We start from the raw sequence: 12,712 nt of genomic DNA on the forward strand, positions 1-12,712 counted from the left end.
TGAAAATACCTTTGCTGGTTTAGTTTAACGATGATTTATACATAGGATCAGACGCCACCACGCCACGGCGTAGGCAGTGGCCAAGCCAATCCGATAAAAATGCATTAACCTGATGTTTTTCGTCGCGCTGATGCATGCGCGGATTCGGGTAATCATAACGTGGTTTTAAGCGTGAAATCTGCTGCGTGGTACACACTTCCGCGACCCGTGCATCGTGATACAAGCGCACTGTCAGGTTAGCACGTAAGTAATCCGGCGCGGCGCCTGGGCTCAACTGAGCAATATCCAGTAAGGTGGTGTAGCGAGTTGACTCACGCACGACCAAGGCATATTCCTGCCCTTGAATATCGTATCGACACACCTGTCCCACCTCGTCACGCTTGGGCATCAAACGGACAAGTTTGGCGTAGTTGGTTTCATACAAGCGCATCATCGCTGGTAAGTCGACACGATATTCTGTTTTCACACACACCTACTGTCTATTTACTGTTTTGTTCATTATAGCTTTGACGCAAGCGACTGGCATTGAGTTCCAACCATTGCAACGCAATGATTGAGGCGGCGTTTTCAATCTCACCATCAACCACCTTTTGATAGGCGTGTTGGCGAGATAATCGATGCACCAAAATGTCTTCATTTTCACTGTCGAGGCCGTGCACGCCTTCCGCTTCCGAGGCATCAACAATTGCGACAAACACATCCAACTGTTCAGAACAGCCACCAGAGCTGGATAAATAACGGGTAACACGCTCCATTTGATGCAGTAATAGCCCCGCTTCTTCCCGCGCTTCACGGTGGGCAACCTGCTCGGGGGATTGGTCTTTGTCTATCATCCCAGCCACAATTTCGAGTTGCCATGGTGTCGCGCCTGCTGCCATCGCCCCCACGCGGATTTGCTCAAGCATCACCACTTCATCACGTACGGGATCATAGGGCAAAACAGCCACCGCATGGCCACGTTCAAACAACTCCCGCACCACAGAGCCACTCCAGCCGCCTTCAAACAAGCGATGACGAAACTGATAACGCTGAATGGAAAAGAAACCTTGATAAAGCGAAGAAATATCCTCGATCACAATATCGTCGCGATCGAATTGTCCAGGCGGATAGTCTGACATGCGGGCTCCTTTTCCTCGATGACACGAGCTGACGAATTGAAATGCTGAGTCACGCCTATACCCACTGGCCTGTGCCGAGCGGCAACGCGCGTCTTTCTAGCAAACCATAAACTTAACTTTTTTGATAAAAGTTACAACTATTTTTCAGTCCCATTTGCAAATTGGATAGTTTACACTCAATGTCCTAACAAATTGTCAGTTTCACGCAAGCATAATTGCGGTAAGCTAGTGACCGTCTATTTATCTAATCGCACAGATTCAGGGATTCCATCTATGAAAAAATTGCTCCCTTTGGCGTTAAGCTTGGCACTCGGCAGCGTAAGCAGTGCAGCCCTTGCCGATGATCTCGCCCAAATTTATCAACAAGCGAAGCAAAGCGATCCCACTCTTAATCAAGCAGCCGCCGAGCGCGACGCAGCGTTTTCTGCTGTGGATGCCACTCGTGGCACCTTGCTACCGCAAATAGCCTTAAATGCGGGATACGCCATTACCCGCAATGACAGCGACGATCAGCGTGACGTCAACACCACCAGCGCCGATATCAGCTTAAGCCAACAGATTTTCAAACGTGATAGCTGGGTCAACCTGGATATCAGTGAAATGCAGGCGCGCCAGCTAGATGCGACCTATGCGGCGCAGCAGCAAGGATTAATGCTGCGTGTGGCACAAGCCTATTTTGACGTCTTGCGCGCCATGGACAAGCTTGAGTTTATTCAGGCAGAAAAAGCGGCCGTGGGCCGTCAGCTTGAGCAAACCAAGCAACGTTTTGAAGTGGGCCTTTCGGCGATTACCGACGTGCATGACGCCCAAGCGCAATACGATGCCGTACTGGCCGATGAAATTTTGGCCGAAAACGCGCTCACCAACAGCTATGAGGGCTTGCGTGAGATCACCGGCCAAGCCCCACATGACTTGCGCGTGCTCGACACTGACCGCTTTAGTGCCAGTAACCCGCAGCAGCAACCGGCAGCACTGGTCAAAGTCGCCGAAGAGAAAAACCTTGAGTTGCTCGCCAACCGCATTGCCCGTGATACCGCCAAAGAGCAGATTAAGCTGGCCAAAACCGGTCACCTGCCCACGCTGACCTTCAGCGCACAATACGGGATGACGGATAACGATAATCAGCATACTCCCGGCTCGGTTGATTACAACGAAGGCACTGCCAGCCTCGATTTTAGCTTGCCACTGTTCACCGGCGGCAGCACCTCGGCCAATGTGGAAAAGGCGCAGCATGAGTATGTGGCCGCGTCACAAAGTCTTGAAGCCAAATACCGCAGCACGGTAAAAGATGTGCGCGCTTTCTATAACGACATCAATGCCTCAATTGGTGCGCTGCGTGCCTATGAGCAAACCGTGGTCTCTGCACGCTCAGCGCTAGAAGCCACTGAAGCAGGTTTTGAAGTGGGTACTCGTACCATTGTCGATGTGTTGGATGCTACGCGTCGCCTTTACGATGCCAACCGCAACCTCTCCAATGCGCGCTACGACTATATTCTAAGCCGTTTACGTTTACACCAAGCCATGGGCACCTTGTCTGAGCAAGACTTGCTCGATATTAACCAAGGGCTGGTTAAGCAAGAGTGATTCACGCTTGAGGCTTTAGTATGCAAAAAGGTGCCGACGGGCACCTTTTTTATTGTCATGAGTTGAAAGGGCAAGGCGCTATTGACCACGCCGAATCGACTCAATGATTTCTGTGGTAGAGCAGCCATCTTCAAAATTAAGCACTTTGACCTCTCCCCCGTTGGCGAGCACCGCCTCGGCACCAGCAATCTCGTTAACCTGATAATCACCGCCTTTAACGAGCAAATCGGGCAAGACTTCGCCAATCAGGCGCGCAGGCGTTTCTTCGCCAAAAGGAACCACCCAATCGACCGCGCCCAGCCCTGCCAGCACCGCCATCCGTCGATCGGTTGGATTGACCGGACGGCCGGGCCCTTTCAGCGCTTGGACTGATGCATCCGTGTTGACGGCAACAATAAGTCGATCGCCCAGTTTGGCTGCTTCATTGAGGTACGCCACATGGCCTGCGTGCAAAATATCAAAGCAGCCATTGGTCATCACCACTTTCTCACCTCGCCCTTGAGCGACGTGCACCGCATCAATCAACTGCGCTTCGGTTGTTACGCCAAAACCAGACTCGTGCGAGCCGTGTACCGCTTCGGTCAGCTCGATAGTAGAGAGGGTTGAGGTACCCAACTTACCCACTACCACGCCGGCCGCAGCGTTAGCCAGCGCACAGGCTTGCTCTATCGGTTTGCCCGCGGCCAATGATGCCGCCAATACCGATATCACGGTATCCCCCGCCCCTGTGACGTCGTACACTTCTTTGGCAAGCGTTGGCAAGTTCAGCGGCGCGGCATCAGGGCGCAGCAATGTCATCCCATGTTCACTGCGGGTGACCAGCAACGCACCAAGCTCGTATTGCTTGATCAACGCCAGGCCTTTTTCTTCCAAGCTTTGATCGTCCGTCACTGTGCCTGCCACCGCTTCAAACTCTGCCATATTTGGCGTCAGTAAGCTCGCCCCTCGATATCGCTCAAAATCCGTGCCTTTAGGGTCAACCAAGGTGGTGACACCCGCTTGTTTGGCGGCCTGAATCAATGTTTGCACCTCGGCTAATGCTCCTTTGGCATAGTCCGATAAGATCATCGCCTGCGCCTTAGGCAGTGCCGCCTCGACTTTAGCCAGCATGGGTGCCACATCCACACCCGCAAAACCCTCTTCAAAATCCAGACGAATCAACTGCTGGTTACGGCTCATTACCCGAAGCTTAGTAATAGTGGGATGCGAGTCTAGCGCCACAAAATCACAGTTAACATTTAGCGAGTCGAGGGTTTGTGTGAGCGCATCAGCCTGTTCATCCTTCCCGGTCAGACCAATCAGCTGGGTATGCCCACCTAAGGCTGCGATATTCATCGCCACGTTCGCGGCGCCACCTGGGCGCTCTTCCGTTTGATTGATCTTCACTACAGGCACGGGCGCTTCTGGAGAAATGCGTCCCGTCGGTCCATACCAATAGCGATCGAGCATCACATCGCCGACGACCAGAACATTGGCTTGGCTATAATCAGGAAGGCTGAGTTTCATCTGGATCTCCGAATACTGTCGTTACCGAGCGATAGTAGCATAGCCATAGGCTAAATGGGGGGCTCACAGACGTATGCTGCGCACAATCTCAACACTCACCGCACACACTCGCGCAGGACAGCGCCAAGAATTTACTCTACAATAGCGCGGGCCTCACGGCTCTTTCTGGTTTGGTTTTCATGAGTCATTAACGCTATGAGCGATTTTTCAGCCCCCACTTTTCGCATTGGGTTTCTTCACCCTCGCTATCTTCATACCTGGCTCGGCGTCGGGTTAATGTATCTGGCTAGCTGGCTGCCTTATCGCGTCCAATTTTATATGGGCCGCAGCTTGGGTCACTTGATGCATACACTAATGAAACGCCGCGTTAAAATTGCCGATCGTAACCTAGCGCTGTGCTTTCCAGAGATGACGCCCGCTAACCGCGCTGCGATGGTGAAAGAAAATTTTGCCAACGCCGGCCTTGCCTTGTTCGAGACTGGTATGGCGTGGTTTTGGCCCAAATGGCGAATCAACAAGCATGTCACCATTGAAGGATTAGACACCCTGCTTGAGCTTGAACAACAAGGCAAAGGGGTGCTTTTAATTGCCGTGCACTCTCTAAATTTAGAGATTGGCGCGCGCGGCTTAAGCGAACAAACGCCTGGCGTGGGGGTGTATCGCCCCAATACCAACCCTGTGTATGACTGGTTTCAGTTCCGCGGCCGGATGAAGCGTAATATTGGCGTCGATCGCAAAGACGTTAAGTCGATGATCCATTACCTCAAAGAGGGTCATCGCATGTGGTATGCACCCGATCACGATTATGGTCGCCGCCGCTCCACATTCGCACCACTGTTTGCGGTCAAACAAGCTTGTACCACCACAGGCACCAGTTTGCTGACCCATGCCGGCCACGCCACCGTGGTACCATTTTCTGTGGTGAGAGAACGACGGCTTGGCCAATACCGCGTTAAAATCGACCCACCGATAACGGATTTCCCTAAAGAAGCGCATGCCGCAGCGGTGATCACTAACCAAGCGGTTGAACGACTGATCCTACGCGCCCCAGAGCAATATATGTGGTTGCATCGGCGCTTTAAAACCCGCCCAGAGGGTGAGCCTTCCTTATACGAGGGAATCTAGCTCCAAATAGGCCGCCAATCGCGGCCTCATTATTGCGCCTTACGCTGCTAGTCTGCTTGCCCATCAAACCACTGTTGCCAGGCTTGCTGCACGATTTCGCGCTCATCGATAAAGGCATCAGCCTCCACCTGCCCACTTTCACCAGCTAGGTGGCTACGGTGGAGCGCATTGCGCATCCGGGTATAGGCCGACTTTAATCCCGCCGCCTGCGTCAGTGGCATCACTCCCAGCTCTCCGGCTTGCTCAAAAATACGCGCGTTATCGCTATATCGGGTAAGCGCCGGTTGACTGGCACTGTTGCCGAGCACTAAGTATTGCGCCAAGAACTCGATATCAGTGATCCCACCGGCGTCTTGTTTGATGGAGAAGGTATCTTTTTGTCCTGTCGCTTTATGCTGACGCATTTTTTCACGCATGCCACTGACTTGCTCTCGCAGCGTATCGATGTCTCGTGGCGTGGTGAGAATGCGATGACGGACCTGGGTAAAGCCGGACTCTAGCTTAGGATCACCATATATCATGCGTGCACGCACCAGTGCCTGGTGCTCCCATGTCCACGCCTCTTTTTGTTGGTAATCGGCGTAAGCTTCGAGCGTGCTCACCAGCATCCCGGAGGTGCCGGAAGGGCGAAGGCGTGTGTCAATGTCATAGAGCACCCCAGAGGGAGTACGCGTAGAGAAAAGATGGACGATACGCTGAGCAAGACGCAGATAAAACTGCCGACCATCAATCACTTTACGACCGTCAGTCTCAATATCCGCGGGGCAGTCATGGAGAAAAACCACATCGAGGTCAGAATTATAACCCAGCTCCCATCCGCCTAACTTGCCGTAACCAATCACCGCAAAACCACGCCCCTCGCGCTCGCCCAAGTGTGTTGGTTGGCCATATTTTTCCACCATTTGGTGCCACGCCTGATTGACCACCGCCTCCACAATCGCTTCGGCCAAGTAAGTCAAGTGATCACTGACGCGCATCACAGGTAGCACACCGGCGATATCCGCCGCGGCAATTTTTAATAACTGAACTTGCTTAAACTGACGCACCGCCTCCATTTGTTGCTCCATATCCTCAACGGGGATACGAGCAAGATAATCGCGTAATTCGCTGCGATAGGCATCCGGCGCCAAGGGTTGGTACAAATGGGTTAAATCAAGCAGCTCATCCAGTAGCAAAGGGTAGCGCGCCAACTTTTCTGCCACCATCGGGCTGGCCGTACAAAGTCGTAACAGCTGATCAATCGCCCCGGGGTGCTCATCCAACAGCTCTAAGTAGGTGGTGCGCGTCGAGATATTAAGTAACAGGTGGGTGATATGTGGCAGCACCTGCTGTGGTTGCGGTAACGTCAGTAGCTTACTTAACATGACGGGCATCAAACGGTTGAGCACCTCACGTCCTCGAGGGCCCACAGTGCGCTTAGCCAGCTCTTGTTTAAACGCTAATAACTGCTCAGCAATATTGGTGTCCGGTAAATCTAAGCCTGCTAAGATCAAGTGGGCGTTTTCTACATCGCGCGCCATCGCCCATAGATCGTGATACTCAGTATCGACGTCCGTGTCTGTTTCTTGCTCATCTTCGCCAATCAAGCCGGAAAACACCTGATTAACCGCTTGCATATGCTGGGTGATGTCGGCCTGTAAGCGCGTCCAGTCATTGACCCCCATGGCGTGACAAAGCCGCTCACGATCAAGGTCGTTATCGGGCAGGGTCTGCGTTTGGTTGTCATCAATGGCTTGTAGGAGGTTTTCAACGCGACGCAAATAGCAATACGCGGCCTTTAATTGGCTCACCTCAGCGGTAGGCAATAATTCCAGTTCCGCAATCGCATCTAAGGTGTCGAGCAAGCCGCGCTGACGCAAACTGGGCTCTCGGCCGCCACGAATAAGCTGAAACGACTGAGCAATAAATTCAATCTCACGAATCCCCCCCGCACCAAGCTTAATATTATCCGTTAAGCCACGCCGACGTACCTCTCGTTGGATTAACTGTTTCATCCGCCGCAACGCTTGAATGGCACTAAAATCGATGTAACGACGGAAGACAAACGGGCGTAGCATCTGCCGTAGCGTTTGATAGCAGTCATACTGATCTTTCCCCATGACGCGCGCTTTCACCATCGCATAGCGCTCCCAATCACGCCCTTGTTCTTGGTAGTAATCTTCGAGTGCGGAAAAGCTCATCACTAAAGGGCCACTATCCCCAAAGGGACGAAGACGCATATCAACCCGATAACAAAAACCGTCCACCGTGGGTTGATCAAGCGCTTTGATCAAGCGCTGCCCTAGCCGGGTAAAGAACTGGGCATTGGCGATGCTTTTTCTCGCGCCCTGGGTTTCTCCCGCCTCAGGGTAAGTAAAGATCAGGTCGATGTCTGAAGAGAAGTTGAGCTCGCCACCACCAAGTTTGCCCATGCCCAAAATCAGCATCGGCTGCGGCTCCCCCTCGGGGCTCATGGGTGTGCCCCAGTCGTGACAGCCGCGCTGATAGAGCCATTGATAAGCTGATAATATTTGCGCTTCCGCAAGGGCTGATAGATGCTGTAAACCTTGCTCAACCGGCCAATGATTGTGGATTTCCTGCCACGCAATCCATACGAGCTCACGCTGGCGGTGCTGACGGAGTTGACGGTGAAACTCGCTCTCATCCGTTACCGCTTCCAACGCCTGGCTCAACTCAGCTTGATATGTCTGCTCACGCGAGGCTTGCTGGCGATGCTGATACAGCCAGTCGAGAAGTCCAGAGGTTTGGGTTAATGCCTTGGCGACAAACTCGCTACACGCTAAAGCCTGCTCGAGTTGCTCACGCGCTGTGCCTTGCCACTGCGGCACGGCCTCAGGGGAAAATTCATTTAATCGTGTCCAGTGCTGATGCAAGCAAGCGGCAAGAGAGTCAGAGAGTACCATGGGCAGTCCTTTTGCTATCGTCCTGTATCGACACTAACAAAAACGGCTCACCGATGCAGCGAGCCGTTGTTGATTACGGATAAAACCTCAAACGTGGTTAGACTTTAAAGGCCTCAATTTTATCTTTGAGTGATTGTGCACTTTGTTCAACCATCTCTGCCGTTTCATGCAGCTCAGACGCCACTGTCACCGATGCCTGGACCAAATCTTTAACATTGGTGAGGTTTTGGTTCATCTCACCGGCTACTGACGCTTGTTGTTCCGCCGATGAGGCGATTTGGAAGTTCATGTCATTAAGCGATTGGATTTGCGTGACGATTTGCTCAAGCTCTCCGCCAGCCTGGCTCACTGACTCGACGCCTGTCTTGGCCTCGGAAACACTGCGATCCATCAAGCCCACCGCTTTTTGCGCACTTTGCTGCAACTGGGTGATCATATCTTGAATTTCCACCGTGGCTTCTTGGGTGTGTTGCGCCAGCTTGCGTACTTCATCCGCCACCACCGCAAAACCACGCCCCGTATCGCCCGCGCGTGCGGCTTCTATCGCGGCATTGAGTGCCAGTAGATTGGTTTGCTCTGAAATTCCTTGAATAGTGACCACGACAGTACCGATTTTCTCCACCTGGGCATCGACCTGCCCCACGACCTGGGATGACTCGCTGATGTCATTGGACAGCTCATTGATGGTTTTGATGGTACTGCTCACGTGCTCTTGGCCACTGTTCGCCTGTTGGCTAGAGGTTTCGGTCGCTTTGGCCGCCTCTCGAGTATGCTCAGCGACGGTTTGCACGGTCGCACTCATCTCACTCATCGCCGAGGCAAGCTGATCCATCTCAGAGAATTGCTCTTGCGATGACTCTTTGGTTTCCGACATGCTGATCGTCATAATCTCAGCCAGAGAAGAAAGATCATCCGACGCTTGGCGCTGCGCGTTAATCACATCCACCAATTGCTGACGCGATCTTTCCAGCTCACGCGCTAAATCACCAAACTCGTCCCGGCTATTCATCTCAATCGGTTCACTGAGATCACGGTTGGCGAGCGCCCGAATTCTATCGGTAAGATAATTAATTTGCCGCAGCATAATATTGGAGCCGCCCAGCAAAATAACCATGAAAGAGACAATCATCAGCGCGGTTTGCCACGCGACCTGAATCATATAATCTTGGTAATACGCCTGCGCCTCAGACGTCGGTTGTGATGCCACGAGCCACCAATCGCTGCCGCCTACGGGCACGGCATAGCCATGACGGCCACCGTCATAAACGGTATAGCTAAACGCGCCTGACTGATTGAGAAACAAGTCAGCGACATCGGTTCCGGTGCTTTCATCCGGCACGCGCAACGCGTCAAACTGGCGCATTGAAGGGTGAGACCAGACTTGGCGAGTGGTGCCATTGACCAAATATAAATACGCCCCTTCGCTGAATTCGGCGTTCATGGTATCCACCGCCTCTCGCATCAAGCGTTCCCCATCAGGCTGATCGATGAGGGCACCTGTCATTGCCGCGCTGGATCGCGCTAATTCTTGGGTCTGATTCAGGGTGAACTCAATCACGGACTGGCGAAACGTGTTCGCATCCCACATCTGCTTACCGACCAGAATAATGGTACTAAAGACCATGAGAATCACGAGTTTTGGGATCAAGCGCAGATTGGTAACGGGTTTTTCCCACGCATAAAAGTTATGTTTAGCCATAATCCTGAAAGCTCCATGTCCGTTATTAAGCCAACTGACTGCCAAACGGGCGATTATTAATACTGAGTGATGTTATATCGGCAAACGTCACCCTCACTGAATCCTTGTTTACCGTATTTGTGAAATTTGCCCATAAACAATGCCCATAATGATAAGTTAATCAAATTATCATCACGCACCTTGCCTGTTTATAACGTAAAAAAGTGCCAAATATATTGATCCTAGAGGCGGTTTTATCGAATCTGCTCAGACATTGAAACTGGATACTCAAGCAAGGTAACCGCATAAAGGCACACATAAAAAAAGCAACCTCCAGGCTGCTTTTTATCACTCTCGTTCGCTTACTCTTGCCAATAAGGAGTAAGACGCAATCCCGTTTGACGGCTTTGCGTCATCGCATGAAACAGTGACTCTTCTTTACGTGCCAACCACTTCTCTGCTTGTTTTTTATCCTCTTCATCGTCAATCTCGACCACTCGCTCACGCACCGGCTCGAGCAAGCGCAGCTCTTCAATGCCTTGCAACATATCGAGCCAAGGCAGGCGAAAGGCTTTACGCCGACTTTTGTCATACAAAGAGGCCAAGCAAGTGCCTAGCAACAAATTGCGTTGCAAGCGAGGGTATTGGTCAAAGTAGTCGTGCCGCGTCAGTGGTTTAGTTTCATCAAATGCATCAAGCAACTCGTGCCAAGACTCTGGCAGTGCTTTGTCGGCCAAACGTTGAATCGGTTGGGCAAGCTTATCCGCCGCTTTATCATCTAAAAACGGTTGCCAACCTTTCGAGAGGATCCAGCGACTTAAATCGAGCAGTAAATTGCAATACCGCGATGTATGTAGCAGCGCGACAATGTCCTCTCGTTCAGGCAACCTCGCTTGTTCGACCTTCAAGCTTTTCACCAAGGTTTTTCGCGCGTTTAATTTACGCAGATATTGGCCTTTGTCTTCACACAGCCGGGCATTCGTCCGAGCATCATCGAGCCACGCCAGTTCACCCTCAAACCATTGCAGCTCTTGACGGAGTAAACTGCTTGCTCGGCGCGGCACCACACTGCCGAATAAGACAAACGCCTGTCGGATCAACAAGACGGCATAGCGAATTTCTTGTAACGCCTCAAGGGACTCACGCTCAATGTAGATTTGCTCGTGATAATGCCAGTGATTCAACGCATGCTCGAGGATCCGAATCAGGGCTTTTTCTTGGCTATCATCAGCGCCGAGTTTAACGATGGATAAGGCTTTAACCGGATCACCCTGATAGCCGGTTGCCAGGCGGTAGCCACGCGCCGCCTTGCTCAAATTTCCGAGGCGTAGGCCACCTTCATCCGCCAGGCTGCGTGCCAGCGAGAACAAGGCATCGGTTTGTCCGGAAATCAGCTCCAGCTCCACCTCAGAAATCACATCCTTGTCGCCGGCTTCGGTAGAGACCTCGCCTTGATCGCTCGCCAATTCGATTTGGCTACCGTCATCCGTTGCTAACAGCCATTGCTGACGCACAAAATCGGTGGAAAACAACGGCTGGAGAGCTTGGCTCAGTGCATCAACATCCAGATCATCGGGCCATGCATCGACTGGGATCAAAGAAAGATCAGGTTCAGGTCCGTTAAGCTCGGCGTTGTATTCTGGGCGCTGATGCAGCCCAGCCACGACCCGACCTGCCGTTTTGAGGGTTTGAATGTACACACCATCAAAACGACGTACCCGCAAACCGATATCGTGTTTACGTAGGGTAAAATCTGGCGTATCGAAGTAGATGTTTCCCAGCTCACGCTGGCTTTGCTGTAGCTGTTTTACACTGACAATTTTATCGCGAATGCGATGAGAAAAGTCAGAAGAGACAAAAAATTTGAGCTCTATCTCAGTGTCCATACGGTTACCTATAGCCAATTGCCTGACAAGGATATGAACAATTGATCCTGTCGGCAAGCGCTATCACTACTAGGCTTGATCACGCGCACTGAGGCAGAGATCACAAAAGCTATTTCTTTAGCCTATGTTCTGCGCTACCATCGCCGCTCCGATATACCATCGTTGAACTTTTCGCCTCTCTTTTTTGCCCTCTGGGCTCGAGGCAACCAGGTAGATTACGGCTATGCCAGTCAATACAATTGTTGGGCTATTTGCAAAAAGCCCTATTAAACCACTGCAGCGTCACGTAAATCGTGTAAACGATTGTTGTGAGTTACTGATCCCCTTCTTTCATGCTTGCGAGCAACAAGATTGGGATAAGGCAAATCAACTCCGTCAGCAAATCTCAGATATTGAGAAAGATGCTGATACCCTAAAGCGCAATATCCGGCTTAAGTTACCACGAGGTCTCTTTATGCCCGTCGATCGCACGGACATGCTCGAGCTCCTCACCCAGCAAGACAAGCTGGCAAACTTAGCCAAAGATATTGCCGGCCGCGTGATAGGCCGTCAGCTTCGTATGCCCCCCTCAATGAATGATGCCTTTATCGCCTATGTGCAGCGATGCTTAGATGCTGCCGCGCAAGCACGCCGCGTGATCAACGAGCTTGAAGAGCTACTTGAGACTGGCTTTAAAGGGCGCGAAGTCACCTTAGTCGCCGAAATGATTCATCAGTTGGATGTGATTGAAGACGATACCGATTCTATGCAAATCCAACTTCGCCAAGCATTAATGGCCGTTGAGCAGGAGTACAATCCTGTTGACGTCATGTTCTTGTACAAAATCCTCGAGTGGGTCGGTGAAATTGCTGACCAGGCGCAACGTGTGGGTGCGCGCTTAGAGGTCATGCTTTCCCGTTCCTAACCGAGTGA

The 12,712-nt window shown here is 51.8% G+C and carries 9 protein-coding genes; 3 read left to right on the forward strand and 6 right to left on the reverse strand.

Going from position 1 to position 12,712, the window contains the following annotated elements:
• Nucleotides 1-19 precede the first annotated feature (19 nt).
• Both WN56_RS06380 and nudF read right to left on the reverse strand, forming a co-directional pair.
• Nucleotides 20-466: a DUF1249 family protein gene (locus tag WN56_RS06380; protein WP_077459426.1), complete on the reverse strand. Its 447-nt coding sequence runs from the start codon at nucleotides 464-466 to the stop codon at nucleotides 20-22.
• Between the two features lie 13 nt (nucleotides 467-479).
• Nucleotides 480-1,118: an ADP-ribose diphosphatase gene (nudF, locus tag WN56_RS06385; protein WP_046074238.1), complete on the reverse strand. Its 639-nt coding sequence runs from the start codon at nucleotides 1,116-1,118 to the stop codon at nucleotides 480-482.
• Between the two features lie 273 nt (nucleotides 1,119-1,391).
• On the opposite strand from nudF, the gene tolC reads away from it, so the two are divergent.
• Nucleotides 1,392-2,702 carry an outer membrane channel protein TolC gene (gene tolC / locus WN56_RS06390; protein WP_046074239.1) on the forward strand — a complete coding sequence of 437 codons (1,311 nt, stop codon included), beginning with the start codon at nucleotides 1,392-1,394 and terminating at the stop codon, nucleotides 2,700-2,702.
• Between the two features lie 78 nt (nucleotides 2,703-2,780).
• On the opposite strand, the gene hldE is transcribed toward tolC, so the two are convergent.
• Entirely contained in the window at nucleotides 2,781-4,208 is a 1,428-nt protein-coding gene (gene hldE / locus WN56_RS06395; RefSeq protein ID WP_046074240.1) for a bifunctional D-glycero-beta-D-manno-heptose-7-phosphate kinase/D-glycero-beta-D-manno-heptose 1-phosphate adenylyltransferase HldE, read from the reverse strand.
• A 195-nt stretch (nucleotides 4,209-4,403) separates the two neighbouring features.
• Here hldE and lpxL point away from each other — a divergent pair, with 195 nt between their 5' ends.
• The gene (lpxL, locus tag WN56_RS06400) at nucleotides 4,404-5,333 is read left to right on the forward strand and encodes an LpxL/LpxP family Kdo(2)-lipid IV(A) lauroyl/palmitoleoyl acyltransferase (protein ID WP_046074241.1); all 930 of its coding nucleotides are present in this window, start codon (nucleotides 4,404-4,406) and stop codon (nucleotides 5,331-5,333) included.
• A 47-nt stretch (nucleotides 5,334-5,380) separates the two neighbouring features.
• Here the strand turns inward: lpxL and glnE are convergent, their stop codons facing one another.
• The 3 genes from glnE to WN56_RS06415 form a co-directional block, all read right to left on the reverse strand.
• Nucleotides 5,381-8,236 (reverse strand): bifunctional [glutamate--ammonia ligase]-adenylyl-L-tyrosine phosphorylase/[glutamate--ammonia-ligase] adenylyltransferase, encoded by a 2,856-nt coding sequence (gene glnE, locus WN56_RS06405; RefSeq protein WP_046074242.1) that lies wholly within the window; start codon nucleotides 8,234-8,236, stop codon nucleotides 5,381-5,383.
• Between the two features lie 97 nt (nucleotides 8,237-8,333).
• Nucleotides 8,334-9,935 (reverse strand): methyl-accepting chemotaxis protein, encoded by a 1,602-nt coding sequence (locus WN56_RS06410; protein ID WP_046074243.1) that lies wholly within the window; start codon nucleotides 9,933-9,935, stop codon nucleotides 8,334-8,336.
• 341 nt (nucleotides 9,936-10,276) lie between these two features.
• A complete protein-coding gene (locus WN56_RS06415) occupies nucleotides 10,277-11,800 on the reverse strand; it encodes an inorganic triphosphatase (protein ID WP_046074244.1) in 1,524 nt (507 codons plus the stop codon).
• Nucleotides 11,801-12,023: 223 nt separating this feature from the next.
• Between WN56_RS06415 and WN56_RS06420 the strand changes: the two genes are divergently transcribed.
• On the forward strand, nucleotides 12,024-12,704 hold the full coding sequence (locus WN56_RS06420) for a TIGR00153 family protein (protein WP_046074245.1): 681 nt from the start codon (nucleotides 12,024-12,026) through the stop codon (nucleotides 12,702-12,704).
• Nucleotides 12,705-12,712 lie beyond the last annotated feature (8 nt).

Source organism: Salinivibrio sp. KP-1, from assembly GCF_000968645.1.
GTDB classification, from domain to species: Bacteria; Pseudomonadota; Gammaproteobacteria; order Enterobacterales; family Vibrionaceae; genus Salinivibrio; species Salinivibrio siamensis.